This is a genomic window from Pseudomonas sp. SW-3 (genome assembly GCF_016615645.1).
GTDB classification, from domain to species: domain Bacteria; phylum Pseudomonadota; class Gammaproteobacteria; order Pseudomonadales; family Pseudomonadaceae; genus Aquipseudomonas; species Aquipseudomonas mandelii.
Map to the genome: position 1 here is coordinate 680,781 of NZ_CP067098.1, position 23,466 is coordinate 704,246.

The 23,466-nt window shown below is 61.6% G+C and carries 18 protein-coding genes; 6 read left to right on the plus strand and 12 right to left on the minus strand.

Annotation, left to right across the window (positions count from 1 at the left end; translation table 11 throughout):
• Nucleotides 1-97 precede the first annotated feature (97 nt).
• Nucleotides 98-1,363 carry an urea ABC transporter substrate-binding protein gene (gene urtA, locus JIO00_RS02950; RefSeq protein ID WP_010463931.1) on the minus strand — a complete coding sequence of 422 codons (1,266 nt, stop codon included), beginning with the start codon at nt 1,361-1,363 and terminating at the stop codon, nt 98-100.
• A gap of 292 nt (nt 1,364-1,655) precedes the next feature.
• Here urtA and JIO00_RS02955 point away from each other — a divergent pair, with 292 nt between their 5' ends.
• On the plus strand, nt 1,656-6,203 hold the full coding sequence (locus JIO00_RS02955) for a DUF4329 domain-containing protein (protein WP_200667581.1): 4,548 nt from the start codon (nt 1,656-1,658) through the stop codon (nt 6,201-6,203).
• Nucleotides 6,204-6,264: 61 nt separating this feature from the next.
• On the opposite strand, the gene JIO00_RS02960 is transcribed toward JIO00_RS02955, so the two are convergent.
• The 11 genes from JIO00_RS02960 to cbiE all read right to left on the minus strand — a co-directional run bounded on the left by JIO00_RS02960 (nt 6,265) and on the right by cbiE (nt 17,541).
• Nucleotides 6,265-7,275 (minus strand): FecCD family ABC transporter permease, encoded by a 1,011-nt coding sequence (locus JIO00_RS02960; RefSeq protein WP_200667582.1) that lies wholly within the window; start codon nt 7,273-7,275, stop codon nt 6,265-6,267.
• Nucleotides 7,272-8,219: an ABC transporter substrate-binding protein gene (locus JIO00_RS02965; protein WP_010463926.1), complete on the minus strand. Its 948-nt coding sequence runs from the start codon at nt 8,217-8,219 to the stop codon at nt 7,272-7,274. The genes JIO00_RS02960 and JIO00_RS02965 overlap by 4 nt, the downstream gene beginning before the upstream one ends.
• Nucleotides 8,216-9,004 carry an ABC transporter ATP-binding protein gene (locus JIO00_RS02970; RefSeq protein ID WP_077748956.1) on the minus strand — a complete coding sequence of 263 codons (789 nt, stop codon included), beginning with the start codon at nt 9,002-9,004 and terminating at the stop codon, nt 8,216-8,218. The genes JIO00_RS02965 and JIO00_RS02970 overlap by 4 nt, the downstream gene beginning before the upstream one ends.
• Before the next feature lie 197 nt (nt 9,005-9,201).
• The gene (locus tag JIO00_RS02975; RefSeq protein ID WP_200667583.1) at nt 9,202-10,581 is read right to left on the minus strand and encodes a PepSY-associated TM helix domain-containing protein; all 1,380 of its coding nucleotides are present in this window, start codon (nt 10,579-10,581) and stop codon (nt 9,202-9,204) included.
• Between the two features lie 130 nt (nt 10,582-10,711).
• On the minus strand, nt 10,712-12,829 hold the full coding sequence (locus tag JIO00_RS02980; RefSeq protein WP_200667585.1) for a TonB-dependent copper receptor: 2,118 nt from the start codon (nt 12,827-12,829) through the stop codon (nt 10,712-10,714).
• A gap of 84 nt (nt 12,830-12,913) precedes the next feature.
• The gene (locus JIO00_RS02985) at nt 12,914-13,363 is read right to left on the minus strand and encodes a DUF2946 domain-containing protein (RefSeq protein WP_145310668.1); all 450 of its coding nucleotides are present in this window, start codon (nt 13,361-13,363) and stop codon (nt 12,914-12,916) included.
• A gap of 22 nt (nt 13,364-13,385) precedes the next feature.
• Entirely contained in the window at nt 13,386-13,865 is a 480-nt protein-coding gene (locus tag JIO00_RS02990) for a copper chaperone PCu(A)C (protein ID WP_010463921.1), read from the minus strand.
• A 48-nt stretch (nt 13,866-13,913) separates the two neighbouring features.
• Nucleotides 13,914-14,312 (minus strand): DUF2946 domain-containing protein, encoded by a 399-nt coding sequence (locus JIO00_RS02995; protein WP_010463920.1) that lies wholly within the window; start codon nt 14,310-14,312, stop codon nt 13,914-13,916.
• Between the two features lie 196 nt (nt 14,313-14,508).
• On the minus strand, nt 14,509-15,243 hold the full coding sequence (locus JIO00_RS03000; protein ID WP_200667587.1) for a cobalt-precorrin-6A reductase: 735 nt from the start codon (nt 15,241-15,243) through the stop codon (nt 14,509-14,511).
• On the minus strand, nt 15,240-16,337 hold the full coding sequence (locus JIO00_RS03005) for a cobalt-precorrin-5B (C(1))-methyltransferase (RefSeq protein WP_200667589.1): 1,098 nt from the start codon (nt 16,335-16,337) through the stop codon (nt 15,240-15,242). Before JIO00_RS03005 ends, JIO00_RS03000 begins: the two co-directional genes overlap by 4 nt.
• Nucleotides 16,330-17,541 (minus strand): precorrin-6y C5,15-methyltransferase (decarboxylating) subunit CbiE, encoded by a 1,212-nt coding sequence (cbiE, locus tag JIO00_RS03010; RefSeq protein ID WP_077748963.1) that lies wholly within the window; start codon nt 17,539-17,541, stop codon nt 16,330-16,332. The genes JIO00_RS03005 and cbiE overlap by 8 nt, the downstream gene beginning before the upstream one ends.
• Nucleotides 17,542-17,803: 262 nt before the next feature.
• Here cbiE and JIO00_RS03015 point away from each other — a divergent pair, with 262 nt between their 5' ends.
• The 5 genes from JIO00_RS03015 (at nt 17,804) to cobJ (ending at nt 22,983) form a co-directional block, all read left to right on the plus strand.
• Nucleotides 17,804-18,460, plus strand: a complete 657-nt coding sequence (locus tag JIO00_RS03015) for a hypothetical protein (RefSeq protein WP_042932955.1) — start codon at nt 17,804-17,806, stop codon at nt 18,458-18,460.
• Nucleotides 18,461-18,622: 162 nt separating this feature from the next.
• Nucleotides 18,623-19,930 (plus strand): precorrin-3B synthase, encoded by a 1,308-nt coding sequence (gene cobG / locus JIO00_RS03020; protein ID WP_083375146.1) that lies wholly within the window; start codon nt 18,623-18,625, stop codon nt 19,928-19,930.
• Complete coding sequence (locus tag JIO00_RS03025; protein ID WP_083375145.1) at nt 19,923-20,549, plus strand: precorrin-8X methylmutase; 627 nt, start codon at nt 19,923-19,925, stop codon at nt 20,547-20,549. Before cobG ends, JIO00_RS03025 begins: the two co-directional genes overlap by 8 nt.
• On the plus strand, nt 20,549-21,280 hold the full coding sequence (locus JIO00_RS03030) for a precorrin-2 C(20)-methyltransferase (protein ID WP_010463910.1): 732 nt from the start codon (nt 20,549-20,551) through the stop codon (nt 21,278-21,280). Before JIO00_RS03025 ends, JIO00_RS03030 begins: the two co-directional genes overlap by 1 nt.
• On the plus strand, nt 21,280-22,983 hold the full coding sequence (cobJ, locus tag JIO00_RS03035; RefSeq protein ID WP_010463908.1) for a precorrin-3B C(17)-methyltransferase: 1,704 nt from the start codon (nt 21,280-21,282) through the stop codon (nt 22,981-22,983). The genes JIO00_RS03030 and cobJ overlap by 1 nt, the downstream gene beginning before the upstream one ends.
• Nucleotides 22,984-23,466 lie beyond the last annotated feature (483 nt).

Consider the following 23,466-nt stretch of genomic DNA (forward strand, 5'->3'; position numbering starts at 1 on the left):
AGGTCTGTTGTCTGTCCCACCGCTATCGCGAGCAGGCTCACTCCTACAGGGATTTGTGTCGGTCCTGAATGAAGTGCTCAGGCCGACATCCAGTGACTCAGTTGCTCTTCACCGCATAATCCGGCTTCTTGTCGTTACCCGAAATGAACGGGCTCCAAGGCTGGGCACGGATCGGCCCTTCGGTCTGCCACACGACGTTGAACTGACCGTCGGCCTGTATTTCGCCGATCATCACGGGCTTGTGCAGGTGGTGGTTGGTCTTGTCCATGGTCAGCGTGTAACCCGACGGCGCGGCAAAGGTCTGGCCGGCGAGCGCTTCGCGGACTTTGTCGACGTCGGTGGATTTGGCTTTCTCAGCCGCTTGCGCCCACATGTGGATGCCCACGTAAGTGGCTTCCATCGGATCGTTGGTCACCGCTTTGTCGGCGCCCGGCAGGTTGTGTTTCTTCGCGTAGGCTTTCCAGTCGGCCACGAATTTCTTGTTCGCCGGGTTCTCGACCGACTCGAAGTAGTTCCAGGCCGCGAGGTTGCCCACCAGCGGTTTGGTGTCGATGCCGCGCAGTTCTTCTTCGCCGACCGAGAACGCTACAACCGGAACGTCAGTCGCTTTCAGGCCCTGGTTGGCCAGTTCTTTATAGAACGGCACGTTGGAGTCGCCGTTGACGGTGGAAATGACCGCTGTCTTGCCTCCGGCCGAGAATTTCTTGATGTTGGCCACGATGGTCTGGTAATCGCTGTGGCCGAACGGGGTGTAGACCTCTTCGATGTCCTTGTCCGCTACGCCTTTGGAGTGCAGGAACGAGCGCAGAATCTTGTTGGTGGTGCGCGGGTAAACGTAGTCGGTGCCCAGCAGGAAGTAACGCTTGGCGCTGCCGCCTTCTTCGCTCATCAGGTACTCCACCGCCGGGATCGCCTGTTGGTTCGGCGCGGCACCGGTGTAGAACACGTTCGGCGACATCTCTTCGCCTTCGTACTGCACCGGGTAGAAGAGCAGGCCGTTGAGTTCTTCGAACACCGGCAACACCGATTTACGCGACACCGACGTCCAGCAACCGAACACCACGGCGACCTTGTCCTGGGTCAGCAACTGACGACCCTTTTCCGCGAACAGCGGCCAGTTCGACGCGGGGTCCACGACCACCGGTTCCAGCATCTTGCCGTTCACGCCGCCCTTGGCGTTGATCTCGTCGATGGTCATCAACGCCATGTCTTTGAGCGAGGTTTCGGAGATCGCCATGGTCCCGGACAACGAGTGCAGAATACCGACCTTGATGGTCTCGGCGGCCTGGACGGTCCAGGTCATGCCCATAGCGGCAATGCTTGCCGTGAGTGTGAAAGCCTTGATCAAGCTACGACGCTTCATTGTGCGATCTCCATGAACATTAGAATTTTTTCTGGGTTGGCAGATGCGGACTACTGAAGGGTCTTTAGCAAGGGCTGTGCCTGTTCGGAAAAGGCAGGGAAATATTGAAATAGAGCCCTCGGTGAACGTGATGACGCACCAGACTGGGGCTTGATGAAGGCGCGGGTGCACCGCCGTGCGCAGCATTGGTGCCGGGTGCGGCAAAGCAAAAAAAACGGTAGCGATATATATGTACCACCTGCCGCGCTCCGGGATCTTGATCATCGTGGCTTCTCAGTTGAGTGAGCAGCGCATGAACGGCATTTCTATCAGTACACCTTCAGCACCCCGACGCGGGGCAACCTTTCCTGCCCTGGGGCCGATCTTCATCAGCGCGGATGACGCGGCCTACTGGGCTCACCGGCAGATCGGCGCGCGCCATGACAAGACTTACGGCGGTGTGATCTTGCAGCGTGGCGACGGAAAATTTCAGCCCACATTGCCGGTGGCGGGAAGGATGAGGCATTTCGATTTCGACTTTCTGTCATCTTCTGAAAACTCCCAAGAGCTGTTTGCCCCACCCGGCTACAGGGGCGCGGCGTATTACTTGTCCCACGCGGCCAGTCACGCTGACGTCCAGCGTATTCATCCGCGCTGGACGACTGAGCAGATCACGTTGAGCCTCGGATTTTTTTCCAGAGCACATCTCCTGAGTCACATGCAGGACCCGGGCGCCTATGGCCAGCGTCATTATTTGTCGGGGCCGGATGGCTCGTTGATCAAGTACGAGTCCACTCAGCCGGCAGAAGAGGAAGAACTCATTGAGCTGGGCGTCAAGGCTTTCGGGCCGTTCTCCGACGTTGAGCAACTGATTCAGAAAGTCGCCCAGACCGGCACCCTGAGCGTACTGGTAGCCAATGCACCGTGGGGAGGCGTGCGAGGAAACGTGCCGACGAACTGGACGCTCGGTACGGCTGCGGTGAGAAGTTCGACGTCGGTACAGCCGTTTTTTTGTGCGGTGTTCGACCAGGTGGACAAGGCCATCGAAGCGGCCGCCGCCACGGTAAGCGCATCCACCGGCAGCGTTTATCTGGGGTTTGTCGTGACCTCTGCCGGCAGCGCGCAGTACATGGCGACCTATCCGGTGCTTTCCAGCGATCCGGCAGCCGAACTGTTCAAGTCCTTCCCGATGAATGCCGATCGCACGCTGGAGCGCCTGCTCGATTTCGACCTGAACGGCGTCTACTTCATGCCGCAGGGTGATGCGTCTCAGAGCGCCGGCGAGCCCTGGCTTTATGAGCGCTTTTTTTCACCGCAGGAGTTGGCTACGGGCATCAGGTTTTCGCTGGAGGATGTCCACCGGCAGGAGTACCCGGACTACCTCAAGGTGTACGCCCGGACCCGGGACGGCGCCGTGTTGCAATACCGACCTTCGGCGCACCTGCGTGAAGTACCGCTGGAGGACAGCGCGGATCTCAACGTGCGACTGAAGACCGGTACGCTCAAGCCTGCGGATTACATCGGACAGGTGGCAGCGGCTGGCGAGCTGACGGTGCTGAAGGACAGCGCGCTTTGGGATGTTGTCGGGATCGTGGGGCCTGACTGGCAACCCTATGCCCGGTCGAGGCGCTTGAGTCCCGCTTTCCTCAGGGCGGACGATGCCGCCCGTTTTGCTCATGAATATATTGGCAGCCGGCGTGAACAGGGCTTCGTCGGGATGGTTTTGCAGGATCGAAACCAACGTTTCGTCGCCACCGAGCCGGTGTTTGCCGCAAAACGGTTTGCACTGGACAGGCTCTGCCCCCTCGACGCTACCGGGGCACCGATCGTGTTGGTCGAGGGTCACTCTTTTCATGGGCTGTACGCCTCGCGTTGGCAAGCGGATGCCGGAGCCATTGTGCGTACTGACTTGCAAGAGCAACTGATCCACGCACAAATGTTCACCACCGAAGACATTCGCTCGGTGTTCGACAAGCGTGCGCATGTTGTTGATTTCTACCTGTCCGGCTCAGCCGACGCCCTGTTGGTTTACAGCCCCGATGTATCGAAAGTGGCGGCTCGCAACCGCCTGCAACAGCGGGCGGCTGTACTCGCCGATGGCAAAACGCTGATAGACCAGGAGCTGGCAGCCGGCACACTTGAGCCCGGTGCAGTGGTCGACGAACTGGCTGGCACCGGCAGATTACGCGTGGTGGTCGGCAGCGACGTGTGGGGGCCGCGGGGAACGGTGCTGGGTGATCAGTCAAATAACGAGGCCGCCCGCACAGACATTGCCGCTCCCGTGCTGGGGGCGATTTTTACCAGCGCCGAAGACGCCGTGTTGAACGCCCGCCATCGTGCCCGGCATGACTACCGCGCAGCCGCGGCGGGTTGGGGATTCATCCTCAAGCACAAGGCGCGCGAGGAGTACGTGGCGACCGAAACGGTTACGCCCAGGGGCCTGGGGGCGCTGAACCAGGCAAGCGACTTTGGCGCTCCCGTATTGATCGACGAGTTCAGGACCCTCGGGCTTTATTACGCGGCAAGCTGGATGCCTAAAGGGTTATCGACCACGGAGGCCTGGTTTGCCCGGCATTTTGCGTCCATCAGCGATTTGGCTGCAGCGATCTACGACGACAAGGGCACGCAACGCCTGACGCATTTTCAGGACCTGAACATTTTTATCGCAACACTGGATGGGGCATTGTTGCGTTACCAGTACTCGGCCTCCTCAACACAACTCGACAATCAGGGTGTGCAGCAACTGACGTCAGCATTGGGCAAGGACACACGACCCTATGCCAACGTCATTCAAATGCTCGCCAAGGCCGGAGACCTGAAGGTGCTGCGCACCAGTGAGCTGTGGGACGAGCCGGGGAGTGTCGGACCTGACTGGACACCTTTCGTGCAGATCCAGCGGCGAGCCCTCAGTCCGGTCTTTGTGTCGCAGGACGATGCCGCGGGCTATGCGCTGGCGCAGTTGGGCTCACGGCGTGAGCGGGTCTACGGCGGCCTGGTGCTGCGTCGCGCCGATGGTTTGTTTGTCGCAACGTTGCCGGTGGCCGTGGAGGTCGAGAACTTCCCTGCCAACTGGATTCGTCTGGATGAATTGATTGAACAGGGTTTGTTTCTGACCGGGAGTACGGTCGTCGCCCGGTACCATTCCAGAATTCCGGTCGAACCGATTTTCGCGCTGTCGGACCGCGAGCGGGACGTGTACCAGGCGATGTTTTCCACGGATTTTCTGGCGGACATTCTGACCGGTTCGGGGGGTTCCCCGTCTCTGTCGCCCGGCAAGGAATACCTGCTGGGGCTCGACGGCAGCCTGATCAGCTACACCCTCAGTGCAAGCGCCAGCGAAAAGCAACTCGCCCGGGCATTGGCGCCACCCAGCCAATTGCAGCGCCGGCATACCCCGATAGAACTGCAGATGCGCAACGGCACGCTAACACCGAGCGAGTATGTCAATCAGGTTGCAAGGGCCGGCCGGTTGCAAGTGATTCGGGGGAGCCGACTGTGGGGCGAGGCCAGGCAACTGTCGCACTGGAGTGCTTATCCGGGGATTATCTCGTCGGACGTGCATCGATTTGCCATTACCGAGCCGGCGCTCAGCCCGGTCTTCACGCAGGTAGACGATGCCATGCGCCATGTCCATCGCGCGGTAGGCGCCCGTGCCAGCCTGATGTTCGGCTTTGTGCTCAAGGGGCTGAACGGTGAACGGTACGTGACGACGCTGCCGATCGACGGGCGGCAAGGGCATCTCACGGTCGAGCGGGTATTTCCCCAAGGGTTGCTACCGTTGGGGTATCGAGTCGAGGGCATTTATTTGTGTCCGTCGACAAGCCCGGGACGATTGCCCCATGACGTGACACAGAGCTTCATCTCGCCTCGGGACTTGTCCTACGGGCTGGGCGCTGTCGGTGTGCGCACGGCTGAAGGATCCACGTACCTCAACGTCTACATCTCCTGCGCCGACGGCGCCTTGTTGCGCTATGCCCCCAGGGCCAAGGCACCTGAGTGGACCCTGTTTCATGCCATGGTGGCCTACGAGAAAATCCTGCAATCAGGCCGGGAATCGCTGATTGACTACCTGCGCAAAGTCATCGCCAACGGTGAGTTGCAGGTCGTGGTGCGCAGCGCTTTCTGGTCGCCGCTCAGGGTTGATGCCCGGGGTGTCAAAACCGGCATCGAGCTGATCAAGTGGGAGCAGGACAACCTGTTTGCGCTCGGCCCCGTCTTCGCCCATGCCGATGATGCGGCTCGCTTGGCGCAGCGATTGATTGGCGAGTACGTCGGCCAACCGTATCTGGGTGGCGTGCTGATCCATCAGGCGTCTTCTTCGTTCGTGGCCGTCGAGCCGCATGAGGACGGCGTCAACAGTGGGGCTGCCAGTACGCTGTTTTACTCAGGGCCGGGTGGGCCCATTGCACCGGTCACGGTGCCGGGTGCGCAGCCTTTGCCGTTGCCGGTTTTTCCGCAGGACTACAGGTGGGCGGCTGTTCATCAGTTCTACAAACGCTTCAACCTGTTCGTGAAGGACCCCACTGCGTCTGATCGATTACTGATGGATAACCTGGCCTTGGCCGACCTGTGGTTCTGCAGAGACGTTGTGAAAAAGAGCGGTGTCTCCGGAGGCTGTTGCTATTTCACCGGTCGTGGCGGGGCCCTGTTCAAATTCACCCCCAGCTTCTCGCCACAGGAAACGGCCTTGTTCAACGAGGAGGCGAAGGACGGGGTCGCTGCGTACCTTGCCGCGCTCGCCAGTGTCGGATTGCTTGAGGTACTGGACACCGATGGTTACTGGCAACGTCGCGGGCGATTGAATGCGACCTGGCAGCCCCCTGTGCAACCGGCGACGAAGCCAGATCGTGACGAACTGTGAAGTGCAGCGTTCATTGATCTGAGCGCCGGATGAGCCGTGCCCCCCCTCCGGTTGGCATGGCTCAGCGACGCTGCATGAGGCCGATGAAAAACAACCCGCCTATCGCCGCCGTGGCCACGCCAATCGGCAAGTCCTCGGGGGCGATCAGGGTGCGCGCGGCGACGTCGACCCACACCAGAAACACGCTGCCCAGCAATACACACGCCGGTAACAATCGCCGGTGCTCGGCCCCGACCAGTCGACGGGCAATGTGCGGCACCATCAGCCCGACAAACCCGATCGACCCGCTGATCGACACCAATACGCCGGTCATCAGCGATGCAATCAGAAACACCCGCAAGCGCACGGTACGCGCATTCAAACCAAGGGTGACGGCAGTCTGTTCGCCGGCCATCAGCGCATTCAACGGTCGGGCCATGCCTAGCAGCAAGACCAATCCCAGCAACACGCTGGCGGCCGGCACCGCAAGCAACTCCCAGCGCGCCAACCCGAGCCCGCCGAGCATCCAGAACATCACCGCCGAACTCGCCCGGTGGTCGCCGAGGAACAGCAGCAGATTGGCAATCGCCATCATCACGAAAGACACCGCCACGCCGCACAACAGTAGCCGGTCACTGTCCAGACGACCGTTGCGATTGGCGATCATCAGCACGGTCAACATGCTCAGCAGCGCGCCGATAAACGCCGCGATCGGCAAGGTCAGCAGGCCGACGATTTCACCGACGTGCAGCACCACAATCACCGCGCCAAGGGTCGCACCGGAAGTGACCCCGAGCAGGTGGGGGTCGGCCAATGGATTGCGCGTCACCGCTTGCAGCACCGCGCCGATCAGCGCCAGGCCAGCACCGACCAGCGCACCGAGCAGCATGCGCGGCACGCGGATCAGCCAGACAATGTGTTCCTGCCCTGCAGTCCAGCTCACTTCACCAGCACCGAACACCTTGTGCAGCAAGATCCGCCCCACCACGTCCACCGGAACCCGCGCCGGACCGAAGCCCAGCGACACCACGCACGACACCAGCAACAGCGCGGCGAGCATCACCAGCAGCAAGACATAGCGACGATCCATCATTCTCCGTGGAAACCTTTGGCCAGGGTTTCAACCGCCAGCACGTTGTCGATGCCCGGCGTGGCCTGCACATACGGAATCACGATAAATCGCTGGTTCTTGATCGCGTCCACCGATTGCAGCGCCTTGTTGCTGAGCAGGAATTGTTCTTTCTGTTCGGCGGTGACTTCGCCGTAGTCGACGATCACGATCACCTGAGGGTTGCGCTCGACCACGTCTTCCCAGTTGACGCGGGTCCAGCTCGCCTCGACGTCGTCCAGAATGTTGCGCCCGCCCGCGGCGTCGATCAGTGCCTGCGGCATGCCGAGGCGGCCGGACGTCATGGCGCGGTCTTCACCGCTGTCGTAAAGGAAGACCCGCGGTTTATCGGCGGGCAGACCCTTGCGCACCTCGGCGACTTGCGCCTGCATTTGGGCGATCAGGGCATTGGCGCGGTCCTGCACGTCGAAGATCTTGCCGAGGTTGCGCAGGTCGTTGTAGGTGTCTTCCAGGCTGGCCGGTGGACGCTTCATGACAAAGGCGCAGGACTCGGTCAGCTCGTAGACATTGATGCCCAGCGGTTGCAACGTTTGAGGCGTGAGGTCGCCACCCACGCGCATGCCGTAATCCCAGCCGGCGAAGAAGAAGTCGACGTTGGCATTGAGCAGGGTTTCCACCGACGGGTATTTGGCTGCCAGCTCGGGCAAGCCGTCGAGGATGGTCTGCATCTCGGGCGTGACTGACTTCCAGCCGGACACGCCGCTGTAGCCGGCCATGCGCGGTTTGAGGCCAAGGGCGAGCATCATCTGGGTCATGTTGATGTCGTGGCTGACCGCGTGTTTCGGCGCCTGCGTGAAGGTCACTTCGCGGTTGCAGCTCTGGATCGTCAACGGGTAGTTCGTGGCCTCGGCCAACGCGTGGGCACTGCCCAGCAACAGCGTGAAGCAAAGCAGGGAACGCAAAGTCATGGTTGGGTTATCCAGGTAATTCGTGGGTAGCCGTGCAAGGGGTGTTCATCGATCAGCGCTTCGACGCCGAACACGTCGCGCAGCAGCGGGGCGCTCAGGACTTCTTTCGGCGTGCCGCTGGCGACGATGCGACCGTGATGGATCACGTACAAACGATCGCAGAAAGCGGCCGCCAGATTGAGGTCGTGGATGCTGGCCAAGGTGCCGATTTTCAGGCGTTTGACCAGCTGCAACAGTTCCAGTTGATAGCGTGGGTCGAGGTGGTTGGTCGGCTCGTCGAGGATCAGCAATTGCGGTTGCTGAGCCAGAGCGCGGGCGAGGATCACACGTTGTTTTTCACCGCCGGAGAGGGTGGCGAAGGCGTGGTCTTCGAAGCCTCTGAGGCCGACGGACGCCAATGCTTGAGTTGCCAGATTCCGGTCTTCAATCGTGTCGCCACCGAACAGGCCTTTGTGCGGCGTGCGGCCCATGGCGACCACCTCGTCGACGGTCAGGCCGAAGGCATCGGGGAACTCCTGCAACACCACGGCGATGCGTTGGGCGCACCAGCGCGAGGATTGCTTCCAGACGTTGTGGTGGTCGAGCCGGACCTCGCCGCTCTCGGGCTTACTGAAGCGATAAGCGCAGCGCAGCAGGCTGGTCTTGCCGCTGCCGTTGGGGCCGATCAACCCGACGAACTCACCGGCGGCCACCTGCAGGGACGCCTCACGCAGCTGGAACTGGTGATGGCAGTGGCCGTGGCCCAGGGGTGTCCAAGCGAGGTTTGAGAGGTTAAGCGAGGTCATGCAGTTGCTCTGAGAGAGTGGGTGATGCTGATGACGCCATTACGGGCAAGCGCGCTCCCACAGGGATCGCGCAAATCCTGGGGGAGCGGGCCTGCTGATCAAAACACTGTATTTGAGTTATACAGTAACACTAGAGATGATGCCGAGCTAAGCGCGGCAAGTCTACAGATTCGTCTAAATCGCGCATCTCGCCTGCTTCATGAAGAAGGTGAGGCCGATTCAGTTTGCCGGGTGAATCGCGAAAACAGCACACGATCCAGCACCCACACCACCACCAGCGAAGCCCCCACCAACGGAAACGCCACGGCCAGAGCGAACATGATGATCATCGCGGTTTTCCATCTCGGCAGGTCGTGGCGCAGCGGTGGAACTCCGAACTTGCCTTGTGGACGCCGTTTCCACCAGATCACCACGCCGCTCACCGCGCTGAGCAAAATCATCAGGCAGATCAGCAGCACGACGATCTGGTTGAACGCGCCAAACATCTTGCCTTCGTGCAACATCACGCCGATTTCCGTGGCGCGGGCGACGGTCCCGTATTGCTCGTAGCGCACGTCGGCGAGGACATCGCCGGTGTACTGGTCGACATGCAAAGTGGCGTCGTTGCGCGGGTCGTCCGCGAACACGGCGATGGTGAACACGCCGGTGTCGGTGGTCGGGAAGGTGATGCTGTAACCCGGCTCGACCTTGCGTTGCACGGCGATGTTCTGCACGTCTTGCAGGCTGATGGTCGGTGCGGCGGGGCCGGCTTTGGCGCCATCGTGGGTCATGTGTTCGGCGTGGTCGCCGGACATCGGCATCGGCGTGTTTTCCATCGCCCATGGCACGGTCTGGCGAGTGGCAGTGTTGAGGCTGCGGGCCTCGACATCGGATTTGGGCACGTTGTCCCACATTGCCGCCGGAAACACGTTCCACACCTGCGCATATTTCTGGCCCCAGAACCCGGTCCAGGTCATGCCGCTGAGCAGCATCACCAGCAGCAACGATGCGCCCCAGAACCCGGTCACAGCATGCAAATCACGCCACAGCACCCGACCGCGACTGGTCAGGCGCGGCCACAAAATACCGGCCGCCTGGCCACGTGGCCACCACAGGAACACGCCGGAAACCACCAACACCACGCCCCAGCCAGCAGCCAGTTCGACCAATCGATCACCGACGGTGCCGATCATCAATTCACCATGAATCGCTCGCGCCACCGCTTGCAGATTCTTCTTGGCGTCTTGCTCGCCAAGGATGTCGCCCTGATAGGGATCGACGAATACGTTGAGTTCGCTACCGCCATTGATCACGACAAACTGAGCGCTGCGCTCGGCGTTGACCGACGGCAGGTACTGTTTGATCGTGGCGTGTGGGTACGCCTGTTTCACCCGTTTGAGCAGGTCGTCGGCCGGGATGCTGTGATGCCCGGCCGGTACGTTCATCAGGCTGCCGTACATCATCGGATCGAGTTGCGGCTTGAACAGGTAGATGACGCCGGTCAAGGCCAGCATCACCATGAATGGCGCGACGAACAGACCGGCATAGAAATGCCAGCGCCAGGCCAGGTTGTAGAAATTTACTTTGGGCTGTTTCATCACGTGTGCTCCGCTTTGGCATGGTTCTTTTAGTTGTTTGTTTTGCGGTTGCTGCGCAACCGATCGCGAGCAGGCTCGCTCCCACAGGTTCTCCACTGTCCATGTGGGAGCGGGCTTGCCCGCGATACTCTTAGAAGCTCATGTCCACCTTGGTCCAGAGCGTTCGCCCCGGTTCTTTGATGGCCTGCGGGTCATTGGCCGGGTAGCCAAAACCGGCGTTGCCGGCCAGGTTCAAATGCTCGGCGTAAGCCTTGCCGAACAGGTTGTCGACGCCACTGCTGACCTTCCAGTTTTTGTTGATACGGTAGGCGCCATTGAGCGAGAACACGCCAAAACCGGAGGTCTTGTCGAAGTCCTTGCCGACCACGTTGCCCTTGTTCTGGTCGATGCGGTTTTGCGCCGCGACCACTCGCCACAGGGCACCGGCACTCCAGTTGTCTTCGCTGTAGGTCAGGCCGAAACGCGCGTCCAGCGGCGGCATTTGCGGCAATGCGTTGCCATCGCTGCTGTTCTTGCCCCAGGCGTAGGCCAGGGTCGCGTCGGCTTTCCAGTTGCTGGTCAGCTGGTAGGCCGCGCCGAGTTCGCCGCCCATGATTCGCGCGTCGATGTTCTGCGCCTGGGAGGTGGTGCCCATCATGGTCGGGGTGTAGTTGAACAAGATGTAATCGCGCACCTGGCCGACATAACCCGAGGCCCAGGCTTCGAGGTCCTCGGTCTTGTATTGCAGGCCGAAATCGAGCTGGGTGGTTTTTTCAGGCTTGATCGAATCGAAGGCATTCACCGATCCGGCGGGGCCGGACTTGGGCGAAAACAGTTCCCAGTAATCGGGGAAACGCTGGGTGTGACCGAGGCCGGCGTAGAGGGTGGTCGGGCTGTCGGCGAGGTCATGCTCGTAGCGCAGGAAGCCGCTTGGCAATGTGTCGGCGCGGGTTTCGTCGGCGGTCGGGTTGGGGCGGGTCATCATCCCGGAACCGGTGGTCTGCCGGTAATCCTTGGCCGATGCACGGTCCAGGCGTGCACCAGTAATCAACCGGTCACGGTCAGCGGCGTACCAGGTCAGTTCGCTGAACACTCCGTAGTTATGGAAGTCGGCGTCCTTGGTATACGGCAAGTCCTTGTAGGTATCGACGCCCATGCTGCCGCGTTGGCGATGCTCGTTGGTCTGCGCATCGATGCCGCTGATCAACTGCACATCGGCCCAGCGCCAAGTCGCCTTGATCCGCGCGCCGAGGGTGCGGCGGTCGACGTTGGAAGCCATTGGGCCGGCCATCATCCCGGTGCCCGATGGCGTGCGCAGCGTGTAGTTGTCCATCACGTGGTCGGCGTAGTTGTAGTAGATCTGCGCTTCGACCTTGTCCAGCACCTCGCCGATGTTCGATTTTTCGAACCGCAGGCCCAGGCTTTCACGCTTGAACTGCGAGCCGTCCATGCCGCGCCCGGCGTAACGCGCCTCGCCATCGCCTTTGCCGGCGGTCAGCTCCAGCAGCGTGTCGGCGTCCGGCGTCCAGCCGAGCGCGACGTCACCGTTCCATTTGTCGTAGCGCGACGGCACGGTGTCGTTGTTGCCGTCCTTGTAGTCGTCGGCGTGCGCGGTGTTGCCGATCACGCGCACGTAGCCCAGCAGCCCGCCGGCAGCGGCGTCCACCACTTTGTCAAAACGGCCGTTGGAGCCGGCCAATACGCTGGCGTTCACGCGGGTACCGAGTTCGCCGAAGCTTTCCGGTTCACGCTCGAACAAGATCGTGCCCGCCGATGCGCCCGGTCCCCACAGTACGGTTTGCGGACCTTTGATGACGGTGAGTTTGTCGTAGGTTTCCGGCGAGATGTAGGAGGTGGGCGCGTCCATCCGGCCGGGGCAGGCGCCGAGCAATTGGCCGCCGTTGGTGAGGATGTTCAGTCGCGAACCGAACATGCCGCGCAGCACCGGATCACCGTTGGTGCCGCCGTTGCGTACCAGGGCGAAGCCGGGGATGGTTTTCAGGTAGTCGCCACCGTCGCTGGCCGGAACGGGTTGGCGCGGGTCCTTGGGGTTGGTGACGATGGTCAGCGGCGAACTCGGGGCAATGGCGGTGATCACCGTCGGGCTCAGTTCTTCACCGTGGCCCGCGTGTTCGTTGGCCAGCACCGTGGATGTCAGCAATGCGCTGCAAAGGACGGCGGTGGCGTGCCTGAAACGAATACTCGATTCGTTCGGGGCAAAAGAAGCTTGGGCAGGGCTCAAGCGTGTGTCAGCAGCAAACCTGGACATGACAATTTCCATCGAGCAGTCGTAAACGACACGGCGGACAGCCTGTGGCTGTCTGCAAAACCGTGTGAAATCAGAGGTGCGTGTTTACGCGACGATGGGTGGGGCGCGGGTTCGGGCGCCGGGGAAGACGGTGTGCCGGGCATGGCCCAGGCGAGGGGAGGGAGTGGTGAAGGTGGTGGCTGTTGGTGTGTCGAACGCGACGAAGGTCTGGCCGCCGGTCAGCGCCGGGCAATTGAACAGCAGGCTGCAATAGCCGCATTTTTCCCAGAGCGCGTGGTGCGAGGCTTTGGGCGGGCAGTGCTCGGCGGCGGGTTGCGCGCCGTGGTTGGCGTGCTCCATGGCCGACATGTCCATGCTCATGTCCATCGACATGCTCATCGACATCGACGAGGCGCGTTGATCCATCGGCATCGACTGAGAAATCAGCGGGCCGATAAAGATCATCAGCATGGCGAACAGGCTGATCCAGCTGCCGTGCGTCAGGCTTGACGACTGACGACGGTGTGCGGATGACCTGGCGCTAAGCGGGCGCATGGGGGTGTTCAGCTCAGTGGATTTACTGGGCGTGGGTGTGCATCTGCATGACTTCTGGTGGCTTCTTCTGCACCGCGACTTCGACCGTCACGTCACCGGATTTTTCGAAGTGCAGGGTCAGCGGGAAACGCTTGCCGTCGCTCAGCAGGCTGCGGTCTTTGAGATTCACCAGCATCACGTGATAGGCCATTGGCGCAAACGTGACGTTGCCACCGGCAGGAATCTCGACGCTCGGCACTTGCTGCATTTTCATCAGGTCGTTTTGCATGATGTGCTCATGCAATTGCGCTTCACCGGCAATCGGCGAGTCGACGCTGAGCAGGCGGTCGGCGGCTTTTCCGGTGTTCTGAATAACAAAATAGGCCGCTACGGTTGGCGCGTTGGGCGGCAACTCCTGGGACCACGGGTGAGCGATCTGCAGTTCGCCGACCTTGTATTCGTGGGCATTGGCAAAGCAGGCAGGCAGCAGCAACGCAGCCAGAACGATGAGTTTGTTCAACATGGCAGTTCTCCAGAGCGATTCAAGACGCAGTTCAATTGCGAGAAGGAATCACACCAGAGGGGACGCGCGGGGGTTGAGGCTCGGCCATTGCTGGCGCGGGGTGGGGGTGTCGAGAGCGGTGGCAGGCACGCTTCGATTGGCTTCGAAACGAGCGAAATACAGTTGTGGCGCATGCCCCGGCAACGCCACCAACGGCGCGGAACCGGAACAGCACCAGCAATGCTGCATGTTGGAATGGTCGTCGTTCTGCGGGGCTTTTTGCTCAAGGTCGCCCAAGGAAATCGCCACCATCTTCGTGCCGCTGGACGTACAGAAACTGCCCCACAACAATTGCTCGGCGGGTGATTTCGCCGACTGCGCCATGGCTCCGGTCATCGGCATGGCGAGCATGTTGAACAGCACTGCGAAGCAGGCGATCCAGGCAATTGCTAGCCGTTGTCGGGACATTGGACAAAATCCGTTGGGTGGGCGATCAGTCGCGGCTATTTAGCCTGATCAGGGCCGATAAGTAAAAAAGCGGCGTGCGGTGTGGTGTCGCAGTGCACGTTCAAAAGAGTGTAGCGGCTATGATTCGAAATGCCGGATGAATTGCGGTCGGCATACAACCCTGTGGCGAGGGAGCAAGCTCCCTCGACACAATTACTTAGGCGTCCGGCAGATTGCATTCCGCCAGTGCAGCAAACAACTCACTCACCGATCCAAACTCCCGATCCACCCCCGGCAACACCGGCCGCTGCAACACAATCACCGGCACCCCACGCTCCCGCGCCACTTCCAGTTTCGGTTCGGTCGCGGTGCTGCCGCTGTTCTTGCTGATCAGCACATCAATCTGCCGACGTTCAAACAGCTCCCGTTCATCCTCTATCAGAAACGGCCCGCGCGCGCCGATGACTTCGCAGCGTTCGTTGCCCGGGTAAGCGTCCAGTGCGCGCAAGGTCCAGAATTGCTCCGGCGGGATTTCGTGCAGGTGCTGCAACGGTTCGCGGCCGAGGGTGAACAGCGGTCGGCGGAAGGGCTTCAGGGCTTCGATCAGTTCGTTCCAGTCGCTGACGTCGCGCCAGTCATCCCCGGCCTGTGGCTGCCAGGCAGGACGGCGTAACGCCCAGCATGCAATGCCGCTCAGCTGCGCGGCGGCCTTGGCGTTGTGGCTGATTTGTGCAGCGTAGGGGTGGGTCGCGTCCAGCAGCAGATCGATCCCTTCATCGCGAATGAACTGCGCCAGGCCTTCGGCACCGCCGTAGCCGCCAACGCGCACCTGGCAGGTCAGGTCCGTCGGCACGCGACCGACACCGGCCAGGCTATAGATGTGTTCCGGCCCCAGCGTGCGGGCGATGGCCAAGGCTTCGGTCACGCCGCCCAGCAGCAAAATACGCTTCATTGAAAAGCACCTGCATGGCCGACAATTCCGCCCTGGCGATCGATGGCAAAGACTTCAACCTGAACCTGCGCCGGCACCACGCTGCGGGCGAAGTCCAACGCGTGCTGACACACCGCATCTCCAAGGGCGATGCCCGCCGCGCTGGCCATCGCCAAGGCTTGCTGGCTGGTATTGGCGTTGCGAATGCCTTGCTGCAGCGCCTTGTCGGCGCCCATTGTGGCGGCCCATTCGGCCAGTTGCGGCAGGTCGATGCTGGAATGCCGGCTGTGCAAATCCATGTGCCCGGCCGCCAGTTTGCTGATCTTGCCGAAGCCGCCGCACAGGCTGAGTTTATCCACCGGCACTTTGCGCAAGTGTTTGAGCACGGCGCCGACGAAGTCGCCCATTTCGATCAGGGCGATTTCCGGCAGGTCGTAGACGCGGCGCATGGTGTCCTCGCTGGCGTTGCCGGTACAGGCGGCGATGTGCAGGTAACCGTTGCTTTTGGCCACATCGATACCCTGGTGGATCGAGGCGATGTAAGCCGCACAGGAAAACGGCCGGACGATGCCGCTGGTGCCGAGGATCGACAACCCGCCCAGAATGCCCAGTCGTGGGTTCATGGTTTTCAAGGCCAGCGCCTCGCCGTCCTCGACGCTGACCGTGACCTCGAAACCGCCGCCATAGCCGAGTTCTTCGGCCAACAACGTCAGGTGCTCGGTGATCATTTTGCGTGGCACCGGGTTGATCGCGGGCTCGCCGACGCCCAGCACCAGCCCCGGCCGGGTGACTGTGCCGACGCCACGCCCGGCGCTGAAACGGATACCCGGCTCGCCGCGCAGTCGCACCTGGGAATACAGCAACGCGCCATGGGTCACGTCGGGGTCATCCCCGGCATCCTTGATCGTCCCGGCTTCGGCGCCGTCGTCGATCAGGCGGCAGAATTCCAGGCGCATCCGCACCTGCTTGCCCTTGGGCAGCACGATCTCCACGGCGTCAGCGCTCATCCCGCCCAATAACAAACGGGCCGCTGCCAGACTGGTCGCGGTGGCGCAACTGCCCGTGGTCAGGCCGCTGCGCAGCGGGGCGGGTTGTTCGGCGGTTTCGTCACGCATCGAGGGGCTTCGTCACGTCCAGCAAGGTAATCGGCAGCGCCTGACGCCAGGTGTCGAACTCCCCCAGCGGCTGGGCCTGGGCAACGTGAATGCGGGTCAGCTCGCCGCCGTGGCGTTCGCGCCAGGTCATCAGGGTGACTTCGCTTTGCAACGTGACGGCGTTGGCGATCAATCGGCCGCCGGGTTTGAGTTGCGCCCAGCAGGTGTCGAGCACACCTTCACGGGTGACCCCGCCACCGATAAAAATCGCATCCGGGAGTTCGAGCCCGGCCAGGGCCTGCGGCGCACTGCCGCGAATCAATTGCAGACCGGGCACGCCGAGGGCATCGCGATTGTGTTCGATCAACAGCTGCCGACCTTCATCGGCTTCGATGGCCAGCGTGCGGCAACTGGGGTGGGCGCGCATCCATTCGATGCCGATCGAGCCGCTGCCGGCGCCGACATCCCACAGCAGTTCGCCGGGTACCGGGGCCAGGCGCGCAAGGGTGATCGCGCGGACGTCGCGTTTGGTCAGTTGACCGTCGTGCTGGAAGGCCGAGTCTGGTAGGCCGGCCAGTCGCGAGAGCCGCGGGGTGTCCGGCGCGGCGATGCATTCGATGGCGATCAGGTTCAGATCGGCGACCGCTGGATCGTTCCAGTCATTGGCCACCCCATCGATGCGCCGTTCGTTTGCGCCGCCCAAATGTTCCAGCACGCTGAGACGGCTCGGACCGAAACCGCGTTCACGCAACAATGCCGCAACGGCGGCCGGGCTTTGGCCATCGTTGCTCAGCACCAGCAAACGCACGCCGCTGAACAACTGCGCGCTCAGTGCGGCGAGGGGCCGGGCTACCACCGAAAGCGTCACCACCTCCTGCAAGGGCCAGCCCATTCGCGCCGCCGCGAGTGAGCAGGAGGAGGGCGCGGGCAGGATCAGCATTTCAGCGTCAGGCACTTGCCGGGCCAGGCTGGCGCCGACGCCGAAGAACATCGGATCACCGCTGGCCAGCACGCAGACCGGTTCGCCACGCAGCGCCAGAACGGGGTCAAGGGAAAACGGACTGGGCCACAACTGCCGCTCGCCACGGATGCACGCTGGCAACAAATTCAGTTGCCGCTGGCCGCCGAAGATTCGCGAGGCGCCCAACAGGGCGCGACGGGCATTCTTGCCCAGGCCCTTGAAGCCGTCTTCACCGATTCCCACAACCGTTAGCCAGGGTGCCATGCCGTTCCTTAATCCAGGGTTCATGTTCAAGGGCGGCATGATAACGCGGCTTCTGTTATCTGGCGCTGCTCCATTGTCGGAGCAGACGGCGTTTTTTTGAAAACTTATGTGGTCGAAAACTTGTTGGGTGTTGGGTTGGTTTTGTTATTTTTGTTTTTGGGTCAAGTTTAAAATTTGCTGTAAGGCATGCTTGATTTGTTTTCGAATAACTACTTTTCAAGTTGGATGGATAGTCGCCTTTATGGCGTTAATGGATATGGATATGGATATGACTGTGATAACGGATGATATGAAACATAATGCAGCCTTGGTGGGAGATATCTTGCTGACCGGTGTTCAAGGACAGTCGCGCGAGGATTATCGTTTCGCATTGAATTGTACTTATCTGGCACAGCGGCAAGCGGACAATACTTACAACAGCGCAATCCGGCCCGGACGCTGGATCGATTATTACGCTGATGTACTGTGGTCGCATGGCTGGAATCGTGATCATCCGCCGATTGAGCATGTTCAAACGCAGTTTTATGGAAGTGTGCGGCAGGTCTGGTCGAAGCTGGCTTCTCCTATTCTCAGCCGTGACCAGGTGGAAGGGGTGAATCTGGGACTTGCTGCACTGGAAAAAGACGTTGAACTGTTAAAGAAGGTCAAGGGGGTGAGTGGAAAGGCCTTCGACTTTAAGATAATGCCGATTAGCTACAACGCAAATGGGGATATGGAGTTAGTGGTCAGTAATATCAGGTTCATCAAGTCAAGCATGAATACCGAATACCTTTTTTGGGATATATCGCAAGTCATGAATCAGCTGGATGTCCTGGCTCGAAAGGTAGTGATCTCACGGCGGGTGATGGACGCTCGTCGATCCAGCGTGGAAGAGGCGCTGGCAGGCATTAAATTCAACTTCGAGGACTATGAGCTGTAAACCGCCCAAGGGACGGGGCAGTCGTTACGCTTTCGGATGACCTGAAACACGAATTCCGACCGGCAGGCATTTTCATGCGCTCGGGCAAAGCAGGCATAATGGCGACCTTTCGCCCACCACGGCGCTGCCAGCCAGCCGGTCCATCCCTTGAACGAACGCCCGATGTCCACCGCTTTACGCCCCTCGGCCTGTCCGGGGTTGTTGCGTATCGTCCAGGCACTGGACGGCGGCATCTGCCGGATCAAGTTGAATGGCGGTTCGATCAGCGCGGCTCAGGCCGAAGCGGTGGCGAATGCGGCCGAGCATTTCGCCGGCGGAGTGATCGAGGCAACCAACCGCGCCAACCTGCAGATTCGCGGGATCGGCAGTGAGCACGCTGCCTTGATCGACAGCCTGATGGCGGCCGGACTCGGCCCGACCAGCGCGGCGGGCGATGACGTGCGCAATCTGATGCTCAGCCCCGGCGCCGGCATTGATCGGCAGATGCTGATCGATACGCGCCCGCTGGCTGAACAGATCCTCGCCACGCTGCAAAGCGATGAACGCTTTCACGACCTCAGCGCCAAGTTTGCGGTGCAACTGGATGGCGGCGAAGGGCTGGCAATGCTCGAACACTCGCATGATCTTTGGTTGTCCGCTGCTGAACGAGGCGGTGAGCGAGTGTTTGTGTTCGGCCTGGCGGGTTGCCTTGTCGACCTGCCCGCAGGCGCGGTGTCGCTGGAGCAGGGGCATGCGCTGGTAGTTGCGGTGCTGGAGCTGTTTCTGGAGCTGGCGCGCCCCGAGCAGACTCGCATGCGACACCTGCTCGCCGAATGTTCGCTCGACGTGTTTCTCGTGCGTCTCGCCGAGCGAGTGCCGTTGATGCCCATCGAGGCGTGGCGGCGCGAGGCAAATCCAGATGCGTTGCACATCGGCGCTCATCCACAGCGTGATGCCGGTCGTGTCTACATCGGCGCAGTGCCGCCGCTGGGCCGCCTCAACCCAGCGATGCTCCGAGGCGCTGCACAACTGGCCCGCGAACAGGGCGACGGCACGCTGCGTTTCACGCCCTGGCAAAGCCTCTTGGTGCCCGGCGTCCATGGCAGCAAGGCGCCTCACGTTATCCACAACCTTGAACACCTCGGCCTGCGCTGCTCGGCCGACGATGCCCTGGCGCATCTCATCGCCTGCACCGGCTCGACCGGCTGCGGCAAAGGCCTGGCTGACACCAAGGGCGATGCCCGGCAACTGGCGACGCTGTTGCAACGTCACGGCCAGACGCTGAACGTGCACCTGTCCGGCTGCCCGCGTTCCTGCGCGGCGGCGCACATCGCGCCGGTCACGTTGCTGGCGGTTTCTTCCGGTCATTACGACCTCTATTTTCGCGATGCAGCGCAGCCGGGTTTCGGCGCGCTGCACGCACGCAATCTTACTATTGAAGCGGTCGCGGCCTTGCTCGACGCCCGCTCACGGAGCCCCTTAGATGCTTGATTACATCCGCGACGGTCAGGAGATCTATCGCAACTCCTTCGCGATCATTCGTGCCGAGGCCAACCTCGGGCGAATCCCGGCCGATCTGGAAAAACTCGCGGTGCGGGTGATCCACGCCTGCGGCATGGTCGACGCCATCGACGGCCTGCAATTTTCGCAAGGCGCGGGCAAGGCCGGGCGTGAGGCGCTCGCCGCCGGTGCGCCGATCCTGTGCGATGCACGGATGGTCAGCGAAGGCGTGACCCGCACGCGGTTGCCGGCCAACAACGAAGTGATTTGCACCCTGCGAGATGAAAGCGTCCCAGCGTTGGCCCGAGAGTTGGGCAACACCCGGTCCGCCGCCGCCCTGGAGCTGTGGCGTCCGCATCTGGAAGGCAGCGTGGTGGTGATCGGCAACGCCCCGACCGCGCTGTTCTATTTGTTGGAAATGCTCGATGCCGGCGCCCCCAAGCCGGCGCTGATCCTCGGCTTTCCGGTCGGCTTCGTCGGCGCTGCCGAATCAAAGGCGGCGCTGGCGGCCGACAGTCGCGGCGTGCCGTTTGTCATCATGCAAGGCCGGCTGGGCGGCAGCGCCATGGCCGCCGCCGCCGTCAATGCCCTCGCCACGGAGATCGAATGATGCAGCAGCCTGGACGCTTGATCGGCCTGGGCGTCGGCCCCGGTGACCCGGAGCTGATTACCGTCAAAGCCCTGCGCTTGCTGCGCGAGTCGCCCGTGGTGGCGTACTTCGTCGCCAAGGGTAAAAAGGGCAACGCCTTCGGCATCATCGAAGCGCATTTGCAGGACGCACAAACGCTGCTGCCGCTGGTGTATCCGGTGACCACTGAAGCGTTGCCGGCGCCGCTGTCTTATGAGCAAGTGATCAGCGATTTCTACGATGCGGCGGGCGAAGAACTCGCCGCGCATCTGGATGCCGGTCGCGACGTGGCGGTGATCTGCGAAGGCGATCCGTTCTTTTACGGCTCCTACATGTACTTGCACGATCGTCTGGCCGAACGGTACGAAGCCGAAGTGGTGCCGGGTGTGTGCTCCATGCTCGGCGGCGCTTCGGTGCTGGGCGCGCCGTTGGTGTATCGCAATCAGAGCCTGTCGGTACTCTCGGGCGTATTGCCGCACGAGGACCTCAAGCGTCGCCTGGCCGATGCCGATGCGGCGGTGATCATGAAGCTGGGACGCAACTTTCCCAAGGTCCGTCAGGTGCTCGAAGAACTGGGGCTGGCGGAGCGGGCGCTGTACGTCGAGCGCGCGACCATGGCCAATCAGAAGATCGTGCCGCTGGATCAGGTCGAGCCGATGTCCTCGCCGTACTTCTCGTTGATCATCGTTCCCGGCGAACGGTGGCAAGGTTGATGGCCCGTCCAGTTCCGGCGATTGTCATTCTTGGCAATGGCAGCCTCGCGACCGCACGCAAGATCCAGCAGGTCTACCCCGGCGCCTTGATTCATGGCCTGGCCGGACGGGTTGAAGGCGCGGACCGTGTCTATCACGAGTTTGGCGCGACCGTGCGTGAGTTCTATCAGCAGGACACGCCGATCATTGCCTTGTGTGCGGCCGGGATCGTGATCCGCACCCTGGCGCCGTTACTGCTGGAGAAGGGCGCCGAGCCACCCGTGCTGGCCGTGGCCGAAGACGGCAGTGCCGTGGTGCCGCTGCTGGGTGGCCTCGGTGGCGTGAACGTCATGGCGCGGGAGATTGCTGCCGGTCTTGAGGTGGCGGCGGCGATCACCACCAGCGGTGAACTGCGCTTCGGCACCTGCCTGCTCAATCCACCCAGCGGCTACGCCCTCGGCGATCTGGAACTGGGCAAACGTTTTGTCTCGGATCTGCTCGCCGGCCAAAGTGTGCGCATCGAAGGCACCGCGCCGTGGCTGGCGCAAGCGCAGCTGCCGGAAGATCCGCAGGCGCCGTTGTCGATTCATGTCGGCAGTGCCGAGCGCACGCCGGCGGCCAATGAATTGCTGATCTACCCGCGCAGTGTGCTGGTGGCGGTGAACGCCGAGGTGGCGGATCTGCCGAACGCGATTCGCGGGGCGCTGCATCAGGCAAACATCGCCGTGCAATCGCTGGCGTGCCTGCTGGCCAGCGATCTGCACATGGCCAACCCTGCGTTGCGCGACGCGGCGCTTGAGCTGGGTGTGCCGCTGCGGTTTGCCTCGGTCAGCGGCGGCGTCAGCGAGCTGGCCCGCGACACCGCGCCGAACGCTACCGTCGTGGCGGCGGATACCGGCATCGCGATCGCGGTGGCCAGTCAGCCACTGGAGGTTGCACAGATCGGGCGTGCGCGCGGTCGTCTGGCCGTGATCGGCCTGGGCCCTGGCGCCGCCGAACTGATGGTGCCAGCGGTGAAGGCTGAACTGGCGCGCGCCAATGACGTGCTGGGTTATGAAACCTACGTGCGCATGGCCGGGCCATTTCGCGCCGATCAAGTGCTGCATTGCACCGACAACCGCGAAGAAATGCAGCGCGCTCGCCACGCCTTTGAACTGGCGGCCCAAGGGCGGTCGGTGGTGGTGGTTTCGTCGGGAGATCCGGGCGTATTCGCCATGGCGGCCGCCGTGCTCGAAGCGCTGCACGAGTCGAGTGAGCCAGGTTGGCACAACGTCGATCTGGAGATTCTTCCAGGCGTCTCCGCATCCCTGGCAACGGCCGCCCAGGCCGGCGCGCCATTGGGGCACGACTTCTGCGTGATGTCCCTGTCGGACAACCTCAAGCCTTGGGCAATCATCGAGAAGCGGCTGGACCTGGCGTCTCAGGCCGACCTGGCGCTGGCGTTCTACAACCCGATCTCGCGGTCGCGTCCTTGGCAACTGGGTCGGGCACTGGAGATTGTCGCGCAGCACCGCACCGCTGAAACGCCAGTGGTGTTGGGGCGGGACATTGGTCGTCCAGGCCAGACATTGCGTGTCACCACGCTGGGTGATCTGACCCCCGATCAGGTCGACATGCGCACCATGGTGCTGGTCGGCTCTTCCACCACCTGCGTGTTCCCGCGTGCCGAGGGTGGCCAGTGGGTGTATACGCCTCGTTGGTACGGCGACAAGCCAGCCGGGTAAGTCTTGGCGGCCAGCGGTGCTGGCCGCAGTTCAGCCCCCCTTCCAGTGCGTAAGATTTTTCACCGCGCATCGACCGAAAGATTCCTTGATGCCCGCCGTACTTTAACTGGGCTCACCCGGAAAGTGCATGCGAGTGCCTCAGACAATTCAATATCCGCGTTTCATGTTCTGATACAACCGACGCAGGCCGTTTGATTCGCGGCTGTGCGCAGTGTGTTAGTAACCGTTTCCGACAAAGATAAAAGTTACACTTGTTTGTTCGGCTTAAGTGTAATTAATTAATTGCGCTGTTGTTGGATTGAGGTTGTTATTTTTATCGCATAGTATTTTTTGGGTGGGCAGCTTGGGCAGTTTTTTGCCTGCTGTTTCAGTGGTTAGCGTATTAGCAATGCCAGTGCTTTCGGTGCTGGTTTTAAATATCAGTTCAGGTTCGCAAACATCGACGGATGGCGTGTGCGCGACGCTGTGGGCTACGTGTATTTC